Raw genomic sequence first — 19,544 nt, forward strand, 5'->3', positions numbered from 1 at the left:
TTTACCTCCAAAATTTTCACTTTTTATTAAAGATTTTCGTTGTAATAAACTTCCTTATCAAATTCACCATTTATTTTTGCTATACATAAAGATGCTACTAAATCGCCTGTAGAGTTAGCAGATGTGTGAATTTGATCTACTATTCTATAAACACCAGCTACAAGTGCTGTAGCTTCAACAGGTAATCCCATTTGTGTTAATAGAGTTATACTTATTATTAATCCAATTTGAGGAGTTGCTGCACAACCTACACTCAAAAAAGTTGCTTGTATAACTAAGAATATTTGTTGAGTTATAGTTAATTCCATTCCGTATAACTGAGCAGCAAATAAAACTATAATTCCAAAATATATACAAGTTCCGTTCATATTAGCAGTCGCTCCAAATGGAAGTATGAAATTTGATACTTCACTAGATATACCTAGTTTTTTAGGTGCGACTTCCATAGAAATTGGTAAAGCCGCAGATGATGTACAAGTACTAAATGCTACCATCCATGGCTCAAAAGCTTTCTTGTAGAACATCTTTGGATTTACTCCTCCAACAGTTCTTAATAATATATAATAGACAGGTCCTAACATTGTTAGACAAGCTATGTAATCTGTAATTATAAATTTTAGAACTGGTCCAAAAATTGCCATTCCAAATTTTGCTATAGCAACTGACATAAGTCCAAAAACTCCGATTGGTATAATACCAACTATTATATTTATGATTTTGAACATTGCTTCAGAAGCTATTGAAACTAAATTTGCTATAGGTTCTGCTTTTTCTCCTAATGTAATAATTGAAAAACCCATAAACAACGCAAATACTATTACCTGCATCATTTCTCCATTTGTTAAAGATTCAAAGGGATTATTAGGAATTAGGTTCAGAAATATTTCATATATTCCTGGTAATTCAGCTGCTGTCTTTGACAATTCAACTTGTGTATCAGAAAGATTTACTCCAAGTCCAGGATTAATTATATTCGCCCAAACTAATCCTATTGCACAAGCAATACCTGAAGTACATAAAAACCATAATATTGTCTTAATTCCTATACTTTTGAGTTTATTAATATCTTTTAGAGAAATGGCGGCATCCATAATACTAAAAAATACTAATGGAACTACTATCATTTTTATAAGTCTTATAAAGAAATCTCCTAAAAATTGTAGAAATGGAAGCAAATAATTATTTATTATTAAATTATTTGTTCCACCCATAATATTTAGGATATAACCAAATATAATCCCTAAAAATAGACCGATAAAAATTTTGACATAAGAAGGTAATTCTTTTAATTTCTTCATAATATCAACCTCAGTTTTTATTCATTAGCTAATGTAGTTATATAATAAAACATGTTTTGGAATGTGTCAAGTCATTTCTTTTATTTTATGGAATTTTTCCTCCATTTTTATTATATGGATTATTTTATTCTTTTATAGCCATTTTATTGATTATTTAACAATTTAATTTATAATTATAAGTTAGAGAGGAAAATAAATATGAATAAAAATTTTAATGAAATAACAAATAATACCAATGTTTTAGAACTTATAAATAAAAAATATAATGACTTTAGTAAAACTCACAAAAAAATTGCTGATTATATTCTTAGTAATTATGAGAAAGTAGTTTTTTTCACATCAAGTAAACTTGCTAAGGAATGTGCTGTAAGTGAATCAAGTATAGTTCGTTTTTCGAATGCAATAGATTATAATGGATTTACTGATTTTCAAAAAGACTTGCAAAAATTTCTTAGTGAAAAAATTACAGTCTCACATAGAATAGAAACTATTTCTAAGACAGATTTTTCTGAAGTTGAAACTTTATATGATGTATTAGAAAAGAGTATTAAAGATATAAATTGGATTTATAATAATATTAATGAAGATAGTTTTACTAAAATAGTAAATTTATTAGTTAATTCAGAAAATATATATCTAGTAGGTTTTAGAAATTCATTTTCAGCAATTTCTTTTTTTGGATCTAGTCTAAGTTGGATAAGAGATAATGTTTATGTAATAAGTGGAATCGGGGGAAATTTTGATCAGTTTTCAAAAATTTCTTCTAATGATGTTCTTATTTCAATTAGTTTACCGAGATACCTAAAGCAAACAGTAAAATTTCAAAAATTCGGCTATGATTCTGGTGCTAACACAGTATGTATCACTGACACAATTACTTCACCTTTAGTTCAATATTCTACTATACCATTAATAATAAAAAGTGAAATATTATCTTTTTCAGATAATTTAATTCCTGTTATGTGTTTAATTACTGGAATGTTAAATTCAGTAGCTCGAATTAATAACAAATCGACAACTAAAAAGGTCAAATTTCTTGAAGAATTTTGGAATACAATGGATTTGTACGATACTATAGAATAAAACTTAATATAATTTAAATAATTCATAAAAAGTAGGTTAATACATAACCTGCTTTTTTTATAACCTTAAATTTTACATAAAAAAGTAGGCTGAATAATCAACCTACTTAAAATTTATTTTTATATTTTTTATTCTTCTTCTGCTACAGTTTCAAGTTCAACTTTTACATCTTCTTGTGTTATTACTTCAGAGTCTTCAAGGATATTGTAATCTTCCTTTAGGCTTTCGTCGATTCCAATTTGTACTTTGGAATTTATTCGGGCACCAGTACCTGCTGGGATAAGCTGTCCAATTATTATATTTTCTTTTAGTCCTTCAAGTTTATCTTCCTTGCCCTTTATTGCTGCATCTGTAAGAACTCTAGTTGTTTCTTGGAAGGATGCTGCTGATAAGAAGGAATCTGTTGCAAGGGATGCCTTTGTAATTCCAAGAAGGTTTACATGACCAATTGCTGGTTCTTTACCTTCTTCTTTTGCTTTTTTGTTTGCTTCTTTGTAATCAACTACATTTACAAGTGATCCTGGAAGTAAATCTGTATCTCCTGCATCTTCTATCTTGCACTTTGATAGCATTTGTCTAACGATTATTTCAATATGCTTGTCGTTTATGTCTACCCCTTGAAGTCTGTAAACTCTTTGAACTTCTTTTACAATATATTCTTGTACACCCTTTTCACCTTTTACACGTAGTAAATCTTGTGGATATACTGAACCTTGTGTAAGTTCGTCACCTGCTTCAACTTCGTCGCCTTGTTTAACTTTTAATCTTGATCCATAGACGATGTTATAAGAATCAACTGTTCCATCTTCTGCTGTTATAAGAACTTCTCTCTTTTTATTTGATTCTTTAATATCGACAACTCCGCCACGTTCTGCAATAATTGCAAGTCCCTTTGGCTTTCTTGATTCAAAAAGTTCTTCAACTCTTGGAAGACCTTGAGTTATATCAGCTGCTGCAGCTACTCCACCAGTGTGGAAAGTTCTCATTGTAAGTTGTGTTCCCGGTTCACCAATTGATTGAGCTGCAATTACGCCAACTGCTTCTCCAATTCCTATATGTGAGCCTGTTGCAAGGTTTTTGCCGTAGCAATGAGCGCACACTCCGTTTTTAGACTTACATCCAAGGACTGATCTAACTTTTACCTCTTCTATTCCAAGTGATTCAATTAAAAGTGCGTCATCGTCTGAGATAACTTCATTTGCCTTTACAATGATTTCTCCAGTTTCTGGGTTTAATATATCTTCAAAGGAATATCTTCCTTCAATTCTATCGGCAAGTGATTCTATTAATTCTTTGCCATCTTTAAAGGCTCTTGCCACCAAGTATTCATCAGTACCACAGTCTTCTTCAGACACTATTACTTGTTGTGATACGTCTACGAGTCTTCTTGTCAAGTATCCAGAGTCGGCCGTTCTAAGTGCTGTATCGGCAAGACCCTTTCTAGAACCGTGAGCTGACATATAGAATTCAAGTACTGAAAGACCTTCTCTAAAGTTTGAAGTAATTGGAACTTCTATAGTTCTACCTGAAGGTGATGCCATAAGTCCACGCATGCCTGCAAGTTGTCTAATTTGGTTCTTAGAACCTCTGGCTCCTGAGTCCGCCATGATGTAAATATTATTTAAGGCATCGAATCCTTCCATTACATCCTCTGTTAAGTCATCAGTTGCTTTGTTCCAAATTTCAATTACTTTTTCATATCTTTCTTCATCTGATATAAGACCTCTTCTAAAGGCTTTTTCATATTTGGCAACTTCTTTTTCTGCATTAGCTAAAATTTCTGGCTTAGTATCTGGAATTTGTACATCACCCATTGAAATTGAAATTGCTCCAATAGTTGAGTAGTGATATCCTGTTGCCTTAATATTGTCAAGAAGTTCTGCAGTTTTTATGTTGCCATGTTTTTTATAAGTTTTTTCAATTATTTTGCCAAGAAGTTTTTTGTCTACAACTTGATCAATTTCAAGAGAATACTTGTCTTCATCTCTATTTACAAAACCTAAATCCTGCGGAATAAATTCATTTACTATAAATCTGCCCACTGTTGATGAAACAATTTTACCTCTTTTGTCATTTTCATCAGCAAATCTTCTAACAGATACATGAGATTGTAGGTGTAAAAATCCTGATTCGTAAGCGTGAAACATTTCGTCGAAGTTTCTGTAAATTGAACCATCGCCCTTTAATTTGTCTTTTCTATCTAATGTTAGATAATAAGAACCAAGTACCATATCTTGAGTAGGAGTAGTAATTGGCTTGCCATCTTTTAGTGCCAAGATATTATTTGTTGAAAGCATCAATAGTCTCGCTTCAGCTTGTGCTTCCGTAGATAGTGGCAAATGGACTGCCATTTGGTCCCCGTCAAAGTCTGCGTTATATGCTGTACAAGAAAGTGGATGAAGCTTAATAGCCTTACCTTCGACTAAAACTGGTTCAAAGGCTTGAATACCAAGTCTATGAAGTGTCGGTGCACGGTTAAGAAGAACTGGATGATCCTTAATAACATCTTCAAGTACATCCCAAACTTCGTCTTTTCCTCTTTCTACCATTCTTTTCGCAGACTTAATATTGTAAGTTAGTTCTCTCTTTACAAGTTCTCTCATTACGAAAGGCTTAAAAAGTTCAAGAGCCATATTCTTTGGAAGACCACATTGATAGAATTTAAGATCTGGTCCAACTACGATTACTGAACGACCAGAGTAGTCAACTCTCTTTCCAAGCAAGTTTTGACGAAAACGACCTTGTTTACCCTTTAACATCTCTGAAAGTGATTTTAGTGGTCTGTTTCCAGGACCAGTTACAGGTCTTCCACGTCTACCGTTGTCAATAAGAGCATCAACAGATTCTTGTAGCATTCTCTTTTCATTTCTTACGATAATGTCGGGAGCGTTTATATCCATTAACTTTTTAAGTCTGTTGTTTCTATTTACAATTCTTCTATATAAATCATTTAAGTCGCTTGTTGCAAATCTACCACCGTCAAGTTGTACCATTGGTCTTAAATCTGGTGGGATTACTGGGATTGCATCTAGTATCATCCACTCAGGTTTGTTATCTGACTGAATAAAAGCATCTATTACTTCAAGTCTTCTTGTAATTCTAACTTTCTTTTGTCCAGTTGCATCTTGAAGTTCTTGCGTAAGTTCGTCATTTTCCTTTTGTAAGTCAACCTTTACAAGAAGATCTCTTATAGCTTCTGCACCCATCTTTGCAGTAAATTTATCGCCATATTCTTTTTTAAATTCTCTATATTCAATTTCTGAAAGAAGTTGTTTTTCATATAAAGTTGTTTCGCCTGGTTCAACTTCTGTTACTACATAAGATGCAAAGTAAAGAACTTTTTCAAGAGCTCTAGGACTCATGTCTAAAACAAGACCCATTCTTGAAGGTATGCCCTTAAAATACCAAATATGTGATACTGGAGCAGCAAGTTCAATATGACCCATTCTTTCACGACGAACCTTGGCTTTTGTAACTTCAACGCCACATTTTTCGCAGACTACTCCCTTATATCTTACTCTCTTATATTTCCCACAGGAACATTCCCAATCCTTAGTAGGTCCAAATATTTTTTCACAAAATAAGCCTTCCTTTTCAGGTTTTAATGTCCTGTAATTTATAGTTTCTGGTTTTTTTACTTCGCCATAAGACCATGATCTAATCTTTTGTGGTGAAGCAAGTCCAATTTTTATTGAATGGAATAATTCATGTTCGCTCAAGGAGCACTTCTCCTTTCCTATTAATTAAAATAACTAATTAATCTTCAGATTCATCGGATTCATCAAAATAGTCTTCTTCGTCATCTTCATCATCTTCATAGAAGTGACTGTTTTCAAAAGACTCAACTTCATCATTTGAAATTGTTCTGATGCCAATATTTGCAGTTCCTGTGTGTTCAATAAGTTCCTTTATATCATCGTCTGATCTAGTGTTTTTATCGTCAATGTTGTCGATCCTTGTCAACTCGTCTTCGTCAACTTCAAGATCAACTTCATTTCCGTTTTCATCAAGCACTTGAATATCAAGAGCAAGTGCCTGTAATTCCTTTATTAAAACTTTAAAGGATTCAGGAACTCCTGGTTGTGGAATATTTTCGCCCTTTACTATCGCTTCGTAAGTCTTAACACGACCAACAATGTCGTCAGATTTAACTGTTAACATTTCTTGTAGAGTATAGCTTGCACCATAAGCTTCAAGAGCCCAAACTTCCATTTCTCCAAATCTTTGTCCACCAAATTGTGCCTTTCCTCCAAGTGGTTGTTGTGTAACTAGTGAGTAAGGACCTGTTGAACGAGCGTGGATTTTTTCATCAACTAAATGGTGAAGCTTTAGCATATACATATAACCAACAGTTACAGGGTGGTCAAATTCTTCTCCAGTTCTTCCATCTCTTAGTTGGATTTTTCCATCTCTAGAATATCCCGCTTTTTCCAAAGTGTCAAAAATGTCATTTTCATTTGCACCGTCAAATACTGGAGTAGCAACATGCCATCCTAGTTTTTTAGCAGCAAGTCCCAAGTGAACTTCAAGAACTTGTCCTAAATTCATACGAGAAGGAACTCCTAGTGGGTTAAGAACTATTTGTATAGGTGTACCATCTGGCATATAAGGCATATCTTCCTTAGGCATAACCCTTGAAATAACCCCTTTATTACCGTGGCGACCACACATTTTATCTCCAACTTGAATCTTTCTCTTTGTAGCGACAAAAACTCTTACCATTTCATTTACGCCTGGCTGAAGTTCGTCACCTTCTGATCTATTAAAAGTTTTTACATCGACAACAATGCCTTGTTCTCCATGAGGAAGTCTTAATGAAGTATCTCTTACTTCTCTTGCCTTTTCACCAAAGATTGAACGGAGAAGTCTTTCTTCTGCAGAAAGTTCAGTTTCTCCCTTAGGAGTTACTTTTCCAACAAGGATGTCTCCTGGTTTAACTTCTGCACCAATTCTTATTATTCCTCTTGCGTCAAGATCCTTTAACATATCTTCCCCAACATTTGGAATATCTCTTGTGATTTCTTCAGGTCCAAGTTTAGTATCTCTTGCTTCAGATTCGTACTCTTCAATATGAAGTGAAGTTAGTACATCGTCAATTACAAGTTCTTGGCTTACAAGCATAGCATCTTCGTAATTATATCCTTCCCAGTTCATAAATGCTATTAGGATATTTTTACCAAGCGCCATTTCGCCTTGGTCTGTACTTGGTCCATCGGCAATAATTTCGCCAGCTTCTACAACATCTCCTGCATTAACTATTGGTCTTTGGTTAATTGTAGTTCCTTGGTTTCCACCCATGAATTTGTGTAACTTATAATTGTCAATGCCCTTGTCTGATTCTCTTTCGATTTCTATGTGTACGGCATCAACTTTTTTAACAGTTCCCTTGTTTTTAGAAACTACTACAACGCCTGAATCCTTTGCTGCTCTATATTCAATACCAGTTCCAACAATAGGTGCTTCAGTCTTTAGTAGAGGCACTGCTTGACGCTGCATGTTTGCACCCATAAGAGCTCTATTTGCATCGTCATTTTCCAAGAAAGGAATCATAGAAGTACCAACTGCAACTATTTGTTGAGGCGAAACGTCCATGTAGTTTACATCTTTAATGTCAAATATATCGGCATTACCGCCATGACCTCTGGCTGCAATTCTGTCTTCAACGAATTTATTATTTTCATCAAGCCTTTCATCAGCTTGTGCAATGATTTGTTCGTACTCAACATCGGCTGTTAAATAATCAATTTGATCAGTTACAACTCCGTCAACAACTTTACGATATGGAGTTTCAATAAAACCATATTCGTTAATTCTTGCGTAAGTTGTAAGTGATGTAATTAGTCCAATGTTTGGACCTTCTGGTGTCTCAATAGGACACATTCTTCCATAGTGTGAGTTATGGACGTCACGCACTTCAAATCCAGCTCTATCTCTGCTCAACCCACCAGGTCCAAGTGCAGATAACCTTCTTTTGTGAGTTAATTCTGATAGAGGATTGTTTTGGTCCATAAATTGTGAAAGTTGTGAAGAACCGAAAAATTCTTTTATAGCAGCTGTTACTGGTCTAATATTTATAAGTGATTGTGGTGTAGTTGCATCAACATCTTGAACTGTCATCCTTTCACGGATAACTCTTTCCATTCTTGAAATACCAATCCTAAATTGATTTTGAAGAAGTTCACCAACAGATCTAATTCTTCTGTTTCCAAGGTGATCGATGTCGTCAACTGAGCCAACATTATTCATAAGTCCAAATTCATAATTAATTCCTGCAATAATATCGTCAATTAAAATATGTTTTGGAGATAATTCTTTATGTGCTTTTTCAAGTTCTTCTTTAAATTTTTCTGTATCTTCAGAATATTCTTCGTAAAGTTCATCGAAAAGTGGTCTATAAACTTTTTCTTTAAAACCAAGCTCTTCCATGTCGAAATCAAGTCCATAAGCATCGACAAAAGTAAAATTGTTTCCTATTACTATTGTATTTTCTGTTGCGTGTTCAAAATTTTCGTCATTCTTTATAAGAACTTGATTTACTCCAGCTGCTTCAATTCTTTCAGCCTTTTCTCTAGTTAGGAGTTCCCCTTGTTCTGCCAATATTTCGCCAGTCATAGGATCTATTATGTCTTCTGCAGTAATATTATTTTCTATTCTTGCGCTAATCCCTAATTTTTTGTTGAATTTATATCTTCCAACTCTCGCAAGATCGTATCTTCTGTCATCGAAAAACATATTTTCAAAAAGTGACTGTGCTGAATCAATAGTAGGTGGTTCCCCTGGTCTTAACTTTTTATAAATTTCAAGTAAAGCCTCATTCTTATTAGTAGTAATGTCTTTTTCAAGTGTCTTTAAAAGTGCTTCACTTTCGCCAAGAACATCAATTATTTCTTGATTAGATTCAACTCCCAATGCTCTTAATAGAACTGTTATTGGAAGTTTTCTAGTTCTATCAATTCTTACATTGATTATGCCTTGAGCATCGGTTTCAAATTCAAGCCAAGCTCCTCTATTTGGAATAAGTGTTGCTGAATAGATTTTTTTGCCAGTCTTGTCTCTTTCTTCCTTATAATATGCTCCCGGACTTCTTACAAGTTGTGAAACAACTACACGTTCAGCTCCATTAATTACAAAGGTACCTGTTGGTGTCATAAGAGGAAGGTCTCCCATGAAGACTTCTTGTTCCTTTACTTCGCCAGTTTCAGTGTTGATAAGTCTTACCTTTGCCTTTAGCGGCGCAGAATAATTAGTGTCTCTCTGTTTTGATTCGTCAATATCATATTTTATCTCATCAGATAAATGATAATCGACAAATTCCAAAATTAAATTGCCAGAGTAATCCTCGATAGGAGATACGTCATCAAAAACTTCCTTTAACCCTTCTTCAATTAACCATTTATATGAAGAAGTCTGCACGTCAAGGAGATTTGGAAGTGACATAACTTCGTCTACACGAGAAAAACTCATTCTCTCACGTTTCCCATATTTAACAGGATGTACCATTAATTTTCTCACCCTAGCCTTTCAAATGAGTGTATCAAAATTAGAGTACAAATCACCACTCTAATTGTTATTATGCAAATATGTATTTTATCATTTTTTATAACAACTTGCAAGGTTTAAAACAAAAAAAGATCCTGCTAATTTGCAGAATCTTTTTTATAGTCTAATATAAGCATAACCTTCGTTTTGAAGCTTTACTAGTTTTGTTATAACTAATTCCTCTACATTAATTCCAGCAGGAATTAATTCCTTTGAAAGGCGATTTTCTTCCAAAGCTTTTTTTCCTATTGTGATATTTACTTTAGGATTTCCAATTACTCCCTCAAAATCAACGCCAGAGTATCTGTTGAAAAGAGATGCAGCTTTTGACATTGCAATTATTTCAATTTTTATATCATCAAAACTATCTAGTAAATCTCTAACATTTGAAATTACAGCAGACCATTTATCTACTTCTACTACGTGAAAAATTACCTTCATATCTATCACTCCTTATTAGCTAATATTTTACACTATTAAAGAGAAAAATAAAAGACAAATTACTTTGTTACTGCTTCTTAAATATTAATTTAATAATTTCTTTTATCTCATCAACTCTAAATAAGATTAATAAAATTAAATAAATTGCTCCAGCAATCAATATAGAAATAAGAAGGGATAAATTAACCCCCAAATTTTTAGTCAAAATATTGTAAAATATTTTTGAACCAAATGCCATTGCAGCTGACGCAATAGTTATTTTAATTACATTTGTAAAAAGTTTTTTATTAAATACATTTCCAATTAATTTGATTGATGGAAGATAAATCGCAATTGCTCCAACTATAAAAGAAATTGAAGTCGCAAGGGCAATTCCTCTTATCCCCATTATTTTTGAAAGTAAAAATGCTAGAAAAATATTAATTGCAACTATTAATACTGAATTTATTACTGGAGTTTTGTTGTCGCCAAGAGAATAAAACACTCTTGATATAATTTCTCGCACACCAATTCCAATTACACCAAAGGCAAAAAAAGATAAAACTGTGGCAGTAATCTCTGCATCATCAACAGAAAATTCTCCACCAACAAATAAAAGATTTACAATTGGAAAAGAATAAATGTATAAACCAAAGGCTGCCGGCACAACTAAAAGCAACATATTAGAAAGGCCCTCCGAAAGAGCAAACTTTAAATTTTTAAAATCTCTTTTTGAGCCAAAATTTGCAAGCTTTGGATAAGTCGCAGTGATAATTGATGTTACAACAATTCCCGTTACAAAACTTTGAAGTTTGTAAGCATAATTTAAAATTGAAATTCCTCCAGAATAAGCTCCCGATGCAATGGAACGAGAAATCATAAAATTAATTTCAATTGCTGAAGTAGAAATTAAAATTGGAAGTATGGAAAGGAACATCGCCTTCATGTCCTTGTTAAAATCAATTTTTAAGTTATGTTTATATCCCAGATTTTTAATTGGCAGAATAAAAATTGCATATTGGAAAACAAAGGCAAGTAAAATTCCTATGGCAAGATAATTTATTCCAATTTTGTAAGAGATTCCCATGGAAGCAATTAAAATAATATTCATGAGAATTGAATGTAGAACTGAAACTATAAATTTTTCATAAATTTGCAAGTAAGCCTTGTAGATTGAACTCACAGCAGTAACTGCAATAGAAAGCATGGCAACTCTTGAAACAAAAATTGCCATTTCAAGTTTTTCTCCCTCAAAACCTTCAGCCATTAATTTTACAAGTGGTCTTGCAAAAATAATCGAAAATATAGTCACTATAATAAAGACAATTAAAATAATATTTGAAAGATTGGCAGTAAAAGCATCAGCACTTTTTTTGTCTTCTCTCGTCTTTATTTTATCGTACATTGGTATGTATCCATTTGCAACAGCACCACTAATTACATTTGTAAAAGTCATGGGGAGTTGGAATGCAATTAGAAAAATATCTGCCACCATGCCCACTCCAAAAAAGTATGCCAGTGCCTTCTCCCTCAAAAGTCCAAAGACCTTTGAAAGTATTGTAATAATCATAAGTATATAAGAAGTTTTCATAAATTTCCTTTCAAATCTTAAAGAGTTTTATCTAAGCCATTATATATTTATTGAACTTTTATTACAAGTAAGTTTATTTTTATATTTTGACATCATCTTTACAAAGATACAATAGTTATATTGCTTAAGTGTAATGGTATTGAAATTAATACAACTTTAAAATTTTAAATTAAAATTGTTTAAAATAAATACATTTAGGTTAAAAAATAATTAGGTGATAATATGGGAAAAATTAAAAATTTTATAAGAAAACTTGCAAAATCAAATAAAGAAACTTTTGGAGAAGGTGGACTTGATTGTTGCAACATGAATAAAGACGGAGTAAAAATTAATAAATATAAAGTACAAAATGCAAATACGAAACAAATGCACAAATAACCCACTACATGTGGCTCGATTTTCACAAAAATAGACCTCTAATTTTCTAGAGGTCTATATCTTTATAAAAATAAAAAATAAAGGCACTGGTCTCCCAATGCCTAAAAAATTATTTCGCTTGTTCTAGAGCGCTATTTGCTGCTTCAACAAATTGATCGTAGCTTTGTGTTGCACCACTTATTGCTTCCACTTCTTCAACTGAACCCTTTTCAGTAAGCTCTTTTCCATATTCTTGAGAAGCTTCAAGAGTCATTTGAGCAGTTTTGTATCCATCTTCTCCAGCTTCTTTTCCGTAATCTTCGCCCTTTTCTTTTCCTTCTTTGTCAAGATTTTTAACAACAGTATCACTTATTTTTCCGTCAGCAACTGTAATAGTAACTTCAACATATCCCCCGTATTTGTCTTCAGAAGATTTTCCTGTATAAGTTCCATCTTTAAGCATTGCTGCTGTTTCAGCTTTTGCATTAGCAGTTGCTTCTACTTTCTTATTGTTTTCCTTTGCCGCATTTTCCTTTGCATTGTTTTTTGCTCCGCCACATCCCACAAGTGTTAGTGACAACATTGCAACTGTAGCCATTGTAAATTTTTTCTTCATAATGTCCTCCTTAATAATATAATTATATTAACTAACTTGCCAAAATCATTCTAAATTTAAAAATTTTGACAAATCAATTTCTACCAAATTTATACTTCCTCTCGAAATAATTTTCATTTCGCCTGTTAGTTGATAAATCCAATTTGAAATAAAGGGCTCATGTGAAACAAATATATAATTTTCCCCTTTATCTAAGCTTTTTAAAATATCTCTTATTTTTCCACCAGCGAGATATTCCTTGACCTCATAAGTAAAGTCAAGATGTTTTGCTAAAATTTCTGCAGTTTCCTTTGCCCTCTCAAGGGGTGATGAATAAATTTTATAAGATCTTTTATCCTCTAAATTATTTGCAAATACTTTAAAGGATTCTTCCAATTTTCTCTTGCCAATAGTAGTTAGCTTTCTCTTGAAGTCGTCATCTGCATAAATTTCTGCTTCGCCATGTCTTATAAAATAAATTTTCATTTTAAATTGTAAAAGGCATCAAAGCCGGGATAATTTGAAAGATCACCAAGTTCATCTTCTATTCGGAGAAGTTCGTTATATTTTGCTACTCTTTCACTTCTTGCTGGTGCTCCAGTTTTTATAAATCCTGCATTAGTTGCAACTGCTAAATCTGCAATTGTTGAGTCTTCACTTTCTCCCGATCTATGAGAAATTATTGCAGTGTAATTATGTCTTTTTGCAAGTTCTATTGCATCTAGTGTTTCTGTGATTGTTCCTATTTGATTTAATTTAATTAAAATTGAGTTTGCAGATTTCTTTTCAATTCCTTCTTGGAGCCTTTTTGTATTTGTAACGAAAAAGTCATCGCCAACTAATTGAACTTTATCTCCAAGAAGTTCTGTAATATGCTTCCAACCATCCCAATCGTCTTCTGCAAGTCCATCTTCTATTGAATAAATTGGATATTCATTTACTAGTTCTTCATAAAACTTTGAAAGCTCTTCTGAACTAAATTCACGACCTTCGCCTGCAAGGATATATTTTTTCTTATCTACATCATAAAATTCTGAAGCCGCTGCGTCAATTGCAAGTACAATGTCCTTTCCTGGTTCATATCCAGCTGCTTTTACTGCTTCAAGTATGCAGTCAAAAGCCCTTTTGTTGGATTCAAGATTTGGTGCAAATCCACCTTCATCTCCAACTCCAGTTGAAAGTCCCTTGTCCTTTAAAACCTTTTTAAGTGCGTGGTAAACCTCTGCTCCCATTCTAAGTGCTTCCTTGAAAGTTTCTGCGCCAATTGGCATGATCATAAATTCTTGTATATCCACATTGTTATCAGCGTGTTCGCCACCATTTATTATATTCATCATTGGAATTGGCATTGTCTTTGAGTTTACTCCGCCAAGATATTGATAAAGTGGGAGTCCTGCTTCATTTGCTGCAGCTTTCGCAACTGCAATTGAAACTCCAAGGATTGCATTTGCTCCAAGTTCTCCCTTGTTTTCAGTTCCGTCAAGTTCTATTAGCATTTTGTCGATTCCAAGTTGATCGAATACATCAAAACAAATTAATTCCTCGGCAATTCTTTCATTTACATTTTTAACAGCTTCTTCAACACCCTTGCCATTATATCTTTCTTCTCCGTCACGAAGTTCAACAGCTTCGTGAACGCCAGTCGATGCACCACTTGGAACAATTGAAGAGCCAAATCCGCCATTAACTGTTCCAATTTCTACTTCAACAGTTGGATTTCCCCTTGAATCAAGAACTTCTCTAGCATAAACATAATCAATTAAACTCATAATTCCTCCTATTTAAAATAAACTTTCGCCAGTCATAAGTTCTGGCTTTTCAATTCCCATGATTTTTAAAATTGTTGGCGAAAGATCACAAAGTGCCCCGCCACTTCTTAGTTTTGCATCTTTATTAAAAAGGAAAAGTGGAACAGGATTTGTGCTATGACTTGTGACAGCATTTCCCTCTTTGTCAATCATATACTCACAATTTCCATGGTCGGCAGTTATTATTGCAACACCATCTTTTTCCTTTAAAACTCTTAAAATTCTGCCTAAATTTGCATCAACTGTTTCCACAGCTTTTATTGCCGCCCTTAAATTTCCTGTGTGTCCAACCATGTCGGGATTTGCAAAGTTTAAAATTATTGCTCCGTATTTATCTTCTTTTAATTTTGCAATTACAGCATCCGTAACTTCATTGGCACTCATTTCAGGTTTTAGATCATAAGTTGCAACCTTTGGGGATGGAATAAGAACTCTGTCTTCCCCTTCAAAGGGCTTTTCTCTTCCACCGTTGAAGAAAAATGTAACATGTGCATATTTTTCTGTCTCTGCAATTCTAAGCTGATTTATTTTGTTTTTTTCCAAAATTTCACCCAAAGTGTCCCTTGGGATTTCATCTTTAAAGGCAACAAATTTATTTTTAATATTTTTATCATACTCTGTCATAGTTACAAGAGTCGTATTTATTTTTTCTCTCTCAAATCCTTTAAAATCATCGTCAACTAAGGCTCTTGTAATTTGTCTAACTCTATCTGGTCTAAAGTTAAAAATTATTATTGAATCCTTTTCTTCAATTTCAGAATTTTTTACGAATTTTGCAGGCAATAAAAATTCATCAGTAATATCTTTATCATAAGAAGATTTTATATAATCTAAAATATTTTCATCTACAAAATCCACCTTTGACACGAGGTTGTCATAATATCTCTTAATCCTTTCCCATCTGTTGTCACGGTCCATGGCATAAAATCTACCGGAAATTGTAGCAATTTTTCCCTTTCCTATTTTATCTATTTCCTTTTGTAGTTCTTTAATATCTTCTAATGCAGCATGTGGCGATACATCACGACCATCTGTTATTGCGTGGATGTAAGTTTTTTCTATTCCTTCCTTTGCCATTAATTTTATAAGAGCCTTTAGATGATCAAAGTGTGAGTGAACTCCACCCTTTGACACAAGTCCAATTAAATGAACTTTTGAATTGTTTTTCTTTGCGCTATCAATAGCTCTTTTAAATTCAGGATTTTTAAAAAATTCGCCTGACTTAATCGCCTCAGTTATCTTTGTAAGATTTTGATAAATTACCCTTCCTGCACCTATATTTAAATGTCCAACTTCAGAGTTTCCCATTTGTCCATGAGGAAGACCTACATATTCTTCGCTAGCAAAAATTTCTGTATGAGGTGAATTTTTATAAAGCTCGTCAAGAGTAGGAGTCTTTGCAAGTTTTACTGCATTCCCTATTTTAGATTCATTTATCCCAAACCCATCCAAAATTATCAGCATAGTTGGCTTCATAAATTTTCACCACACTTTATTATTTCAATGAAATCATTGACATCAAGGCTTGCGCCTCCAACAAGGACTCCGTCAATATTTTCTTTTGCCAAAATTTCTTTTGCATTAGATGGTTTTACAGATCCGCCGTATAAAATTCTAATTTCTTTAGAAATTTCTCCATAATTTTTATTTATAATTTCTCGAATTTCTCTACACATCTTTTCTGCATCTTCAGGAGAACAAGTTTTTCCAGTGCCAATTGCCCAAATTGGTTCATAGGCAATGGCAATATTTTTAAGATTTTCTACACCACTAAGGGAATTTAGCAGTTCATTTTTTACAAAATCTAATTCTTTATTTTCTTCTTTTATTTCAAGAGATTCACCAAGGCAAAGAATAACAAATAAATTATCAGAAAGGGCTCTTTTTATCTTTGCATTTACAATCTCATCGCTTTCCAAAAATTTTTCTCGTCTTTCAGAATGACCGATGATTACATTCCTAACTCCAATATCTTTGAGCATGTTAGTCGAAACTTCACCAGTAAAGGCTCCATCGTCAAATTCAGAAACATTTTGTGCAGCTACTTCAATTTTATCTTTTACACTTTTTTTTAAACTTTCGAGAGAAACAAAGCTTGGTGCAATAAGAACATCTACATTTTCAAATTCAAAATCATTTATTTTATTTGCAAATGCAAGAGCCTCACTAGAAGTTTTATTCATCTTCCAATTTCCACAAATATATTTTCTTCTCATGCTTCTTCAACTGCCTCAATACCAGGAAGCTTTTTACCTTCAAGCATTTTAAGACTTGCGCCACCACCAGTTGAAATGTGAGTTAATCTATCTGCAATGCCAGCCTTTTCAACTGCAGAAACAGAATCTCCCCCACCAACAATTACTGTTGCATCAAGATTTGCTAAGATTTTTGCAAGTTCAATAGTTCCATGAGAAAATTCTTCTATTTCAAAAACTCCACAAGGTCCATTTAGTACAACTGTCCTTGCATCTCTTATAGCTGCTTCAATATCTTTTAAGCTCTCGCTTCCAATATCTAGGATCATGTCACCTTCACTTACATCTTCTACATTCTTCAAAGTCCCCTTCGCATTTTCAGAAAGCTCTGGAGCAACAATTACATCTCTTGGCAAAATTAAATCTACGCCCTTGTCAATTGCCTTTACCATAAATTCTCTAGCAAGGTCTAGTTTATCATCTTCAACCAAAGATTTGCCAACTTCAAGCCCCTTTGACTTTAAGAAAGTATTTGCCATAGCGCCAACAATTACAAGCACATCAACTTTTTCTAGCAAATTTTCAATTGTACCAATTTTGTCAGAAACCTTCGATCCTCCAAGAATTGCAGCAAAGGGCTTTTCTGGATTTTTAAGAGCATCGTCAAAATATTTTATTTCTTTTTCAACTAAAAATCCCACACAAGATGGTAAAAATTTAGTAACACCAACATTTGAAGCATGAGTTCTGTGCGCTATTCCAAAGGCATCATTTACAAAAATATCTCCAAGAGAAGCAAGTTTTTTTGCAAAATCAACGTCATTCTTTTCTTCGCCCTCTACAAATCTAAGATTTTCAAGAAGAGCTATTTCACCCTTTTTAAGTTTTTTAACTTCTTCAAGAACCTTTTCGTCAACAATTTCCCTTGAAGCAATGAATTTAACATCCTTATTTAAAAGTTCAGAAGCTCTTTTTGCCACTGGTGCAAGAGAAAATTCTTCTTTGTATTCACCCTTAGGCCTTCCAAGGTGGCTCATAAGCACAACTTTTGCACCCTTTTCTATTAAATAATTAATAGTAGGAATGACTTTTACAATTCTATCCTCTCCATTAACTTTGCCAGCCTTTAGTGGAACATTAAAATCAACTCTAACTAGTGCAGTTTTATCATTAAAATCAAAATCCCTAATAGTCTTTTTCACATTACACCTCTTACTTTTGATTTCTCATTAAAATTATCAATTAAATTATACCATAAATTAAAAAGAGTTTATATTTGTAGAATAGTTTAATATTTATAATTTATCGTGAAGTATAATTTCATAGATGAAATAATAAATATTTGCTAGTAAATTTTACTCAATATTATGGACTTGACTTGTTTTTTTTATTATTGTATATAATAATATTATTAATAATTAAAATTATTTGAAAGTGAGGAATAAAATGACAAAATTAAACACATATCTTGCAAATCTTGCAGTACTAAACATTAAAATCCATAATCTACATTGGAATATCGTAGGCTCTCAATTTGTATCTGTACATGAGTATCTTGAATCTGAATATGATAAGGCTGGTGAAAGACTTGATGAAGTTGCTGAGCTTATCAGAATGTCTGGAGAATTTCCAGTTGCTAATCTAAAAGAATATTTAGAAATTTCTACAATCAAAGAGATTGAAACTTCTAAAGAATTATCTATTAAAGAAGCATTAGAAATAGTCCTATCTGACATGAAACTTCAAAAAGAACTAGCCCTAGAGATTCGAAAAGAAGCGGATGAGGCTGATAATTTTCCTGTAGCTAATGCTATGGAGGATCATATAGAGGACTACAACAAACAAATTTGGTTTGTGGAATCAAGCCGTAAATAGGAAAATTAACTATTGCAGAACTTTTAATTACTGTCATCCTATAATTAGGGTCTGTAAATAATTTTGTGTATCAACCTAAATCCTGATAAAAGGGCAAAGGTTGATACATTTTTTTGTGTCAGTATTTACCCATTCCTATAGGAATGGAGCTTGTCTTATTTTTATACATCTTTAATAAACTGTCAAACTTTCATGAAAATTTACACTTAATTTCATACTAAATTTTGAACTTAGTTAAAACCTCTCTTCATAAAATATTGATTAACTTGTCTTGTTTTTAGATATACTGACATTTAATAGAGTGAAGTGTCTTTCGGTTATATTTCTCTCCAACCTATTTTAATATAACTGTTCTCCCTAATAAAATATGCCATGAAAATATCCTCTTCCATCTTTAGGTTTGTCCATCGACTTGAATATTCTAATTAAAGCGTTTATACTACCACCTCCTAAAATTAGGCATAGGAAAAGCACCTACAACTGTAGATGCTAAATAATTATTCCCATGTCTTATTCTTTAATTTTTTCGCTATTTGATTATCTTCTGGTAAGCTGTCGCTTTTTAATATTTCTGTATAATCAAATATTTTTGCACCCATTGAACCTACTTTGGATAACTTTCTAAAGTCTGTTTCATAAAATTTATCAACAAACATATTTATGGTTATTTTGTTTCAAATCACAACTATAGGAAAAAGCATCTTCCATGCTTTAATAATGGTATCCTTGCATTTATTTGTTACACAACATAATTAAGTCTCTAACCCAATCTCTCCACCTTTT

The 19,544-nt window shown here is 32.8% G+C and carries 14 protein-coding genes; 3 read left to right on the forward strand and 11 right to left on the reverse strand.

Features of this window, described 5'->3' with window-relative positions; all coding sequences use genetic code 11:
* Positions 1 to 26 precede the first annotated feature (26 nt).
* Complete coding sequence (locus HKO22_RS05155; protein WP_169969019.1) at positions 27 to 1,298, reverse strand: dicarboxylate/amino acid:cation symporter; 1,272 nt, start codon at positions 1,296 to 1,298, stop codon at positions 27 to 29.
* 198 nt (positions 1,299 to 1,496) lie between these two features.
* On the opposite strand from HKO22_RS05155, the gene HKO22_RS05160 reads away from it, so the two are divergent.
* The gene (locus HKO22_RS05160; RefSeq protein ID WP_169969021.1) at positions 1,497 to 2,381 is read left to right on the forward strand and encodes a MurR/RpiR family transcriptional regulator; all 885 of its coding nucleotides are present in this window, start codon (positions 1,497 to 1,499) and stop codon (positions 2,379 to 2,381) included.
* Positions 2,382 to 2,509: 128 nt separating this feature from the next.
* Here the strand turns inward: HKO22_RS05160 and rpoC are convergent, their stop codons facing one another.
* The 4 genes from rpoC to murJ all read right to left on the reverse strand — a co-directional run bounded on the left by rpoC (position 2,510) and on the right by murJ (position 11,931).
* Positions 2,510 to 6,100 carry a DNA-directed RNA polymerase subunit beta' gene (gene rpoC, locus HKO22_RS05165; RefSeq protein ID WP_169969023.1) on the reverse strand — a complete coding sequence of 1,197 codons (3,591 nt, stop codon included), beginning with the start codon at positions 6,098 to 6,100 and terminating at the stop codon, positions 2,510 to 2,512.
* Between the two features lie 37 nt (positions 6,101 to 6,137).
* Positions 6,138 to 9,881: a DNA-directed RNA polymerase subunit beta gene (rpoB, locus tag HKO22_RS05170; protein ID WP_169969186.1), complete on the reverse strand. Its 3,744-nt coding sequence runs from the start codon at positions 9,879 to 9,881 to the stop codon at positions 6,138 to 6,140.
* A 156-nt stretch (positions 9,882 to 10,037) separates the two neighbouring features.
* Entirely contained in the window at positions 10,038 to 10,361 is a 324-nt protein-coding gene (locus HKO22_RS05175; RefSeq protein WP_169969025.1) for a DsrE family protein, read from the reverse strand.
* Between the two features lie 67 nt (positions 10,362 to 10,428).
* Positions 10,429 to 11,931: a murein biosynthesis integral membrane protein MurJ gene (gene murJ, locus HKO22_RS05180; RefSeq protein ID WP_169969027.1), complete on the reverse strand. Its 1,503-nt coding sequence runs from the start codon at positions 11,929 to 11,931 to the stop codon at positions 10,429 to 10,431.
* Between the two features lie 222 nt (positions 11,932 to 12,153).
* On the opposite strand from murJ, the gene HKO22_RS05185 reads away from it, so the two are divergent.
* Positions 12,154 to 12,309, forward strand: a complete 156-nt coding sequence (locus tag HKO22_RS05185; protein ID WP_169968971.1) for an LDCC motif putative metal-binding protein — start codon at positions 12,154 to 12,156, stop codon at positions 12,307 to 12,309.
* Between the two features lie 109 nt (positions 12,310 to 12,418).
* Here the strand turns inward: HKO22_RS05185 and HKO22_RS05190 are convergent, their stop codons facing one another.
* The 6 genes from HKO22_RS05190 to HKO22_RS05215 are packed head-to-tail and all read right to left on the reverse strand — an operon-like array spanning position 12,419 to position 18,088.
* Entirely contained in the window at positions 12,419 to 12,904 is a 486-nt protein-coding gene (locus HKO22_RS05190; RefSeq protein WP_169969029.1) for an FMN-binding protein, read from the reverse strand.
* Between the two features lie 45 nt (positions 12,905 to 12,949).
* Positions 12,950 to 13,369 carry a SixA phosphatase family protein gene (locus HKO22_RS05195; RefSeq protein WP_075660265.1) on the reverse strand — a complete coding sequence of 140 codons (420 nt, stop codon included), beginning with the start codon at positions 13,367 to 13,369 and terminating at the stop codon, positions 12,950 to 12,952.
* Positions 13,366 to 14,652, reverse strand: a complete 1,287-nt coding sequence (gene eno, locus HKO22_RS05200; RefSeq protein ID WP_075660264.1) for a phosphopyruvate hydratase — start codon at positions 14,650 to 14,652, stop codon at positions 13,366 to 13,368. The genes HKO22_RS05195 and eno overlap by 4 nt, the downstream gene beginning before the upstream one ends.
* 12 nt (positions 14,653 to 14,664) lie before the next feature.
* Positions 14,665 to 16,167, reverse strand: a complete 1,503-nt coding sequence (gene gpmI, locus HKO22_RS05205) for a 2,3-bisphosphoglycerate-independent phosphoglycerate mutase (protein ID WP_169969031.1) — start codon at positions 16,165 to 16,167, stop codon at positions 14,665 to 14,667.
* The gene (gene tpiA / locus HKO22_RS05210) at positions 16,164 to 16,907 is read right to left on the reverse strand and encodes a triose-phosphate isomerase (RefSeq protein ID WP_169969033.1); all 744 of its coding nucleotides are present in this window, start codon (positions 16,905 to 16,907) and stop codon (positions 16,164 to 16,166) included. Before tpiA ends, gpmI begins: the two co-directional genes overlap by 4 nt.
* Positions 16,904 to 18,088 carry a phosphoglycerate kinase gene (locus HKO22_RS05215; protein ID WP_169969035.1) on the reverse strand — a complete coding sequence of 395 codons (1,185 nt, stop codon included), beginning with the start codon at positions 18,086 to 18,088 and terminating at the stop codon, positions 16,904 to 16,906. The genes tpiA and HKO22_RS05215 overlap by 4 nt, the downstream gene beginning before the upstream one ends.
* Before the next feature lie 244 nt (positions 18,089 to 18,332).
* Between HKO22_RS05215 and HKO22_RS05220 the strand changes: the two genes are divergently transcribed.
* Positions 18,333 to 18,761 (forward strand): Dps family protein, encoded by a 429-nt coding sequence (locus HKO22_RS05220; protein WP_169969037.1) that lies wholly within the window; start codon positions 18,333 to 18,335, stop codon positions 18,759 to 18,761.
* The last annotated feature ends 783 nt before the right edge of the window (positions 18,762 to 19,544 follow it).

This window comes from Peptoniphilus faecalis (genome assembly GCF_012976305.1).
Taxonomy (GTDB): Bacteria; Bacillota; Clostridia; order Tissierellales; family Peptoniphilaceae; genus Peptoniphilus_A; species Peptoniphilus_A faecalis.

Coding starts and splice junctions, on each gene's coding strand:
- HKO22_RS05155 (WP_169969019.1), bottom strand. CDS start 1,298: ATGAAGAAATTAAAAGAATTACCTTCTTATGTCAAAATTTTTATCGGT.
- HKO22_RS05160 (WP_169969021.1), top strand. CDS start 1,497: ATGAATAAAAATTTTAATGAAATAACAAATAATACCAATGTTTTAGAA.
- rpoB (WP_169969186.1), bottom strand. CDS start 9,881: ATGGTACATCCTGTTAAATATGGGAAACGTGAGAGAATGAGTTTTTCT.
- HKO22_RS05175 (WP_169969025.1), bottom strand. CDS start 10,361: ATGAAGGTAATTTTTCACGTAGTAGAAGTAGATAAATGGTCTGCTGTA.
- murJ (WP_169969027.1), bottom strand. CDS start 11,931: ATGAAAACTTCTTATATACTTATGATTATTACAATACTTTCAAAGGTC.
- HKO22_RS05185 (WP_169968971.1), top strand. CDS start 12,154: ATGGGAAAAATTAAAAATTTTATAAGAAAACTTGCAAAATCAAATAAA.
- HKO22_RS05190 (WP_169969029.1), bottom strand. CDS start 12,904: ATGAAGAAAAAATTTACAATGGCTACAGTTGCAATGTTGTCACTAACA.
- HKO22_RS05195 (WP_075660265.1), bottom strand. CDS start 13,369: ATGAAAATTTATTTTATAAGACATGGCGAAGCAGAAATTTATGCAGAT.
- eno (WP_075660264.1), bottom strand. CDS start 14,652: ATGAGTTTAATTGATTATGTTTATGCTAGAGAAGTTCTTGATTCAAGG.
- gpmI (WP_169969031.1), bottom strand. CDS start 16,167: ATGAAGCCAACTATGCTGATAATTTTGGATGGGTTTGGGATAAATGAA.
- tpiA (WP_169969033.1), bottom strand. CDS start 16,907: ATGAGAAGAAAATATATTTGTGGAAATTGGAAGATGAATAAAACTTCT.
- HKO22_RS05220 (WP_169969037.1), top strand. CDS start 18,333: ATGACAAAATTAAACACATATCTTGCAAATCTTGCAGTACTAAACATT.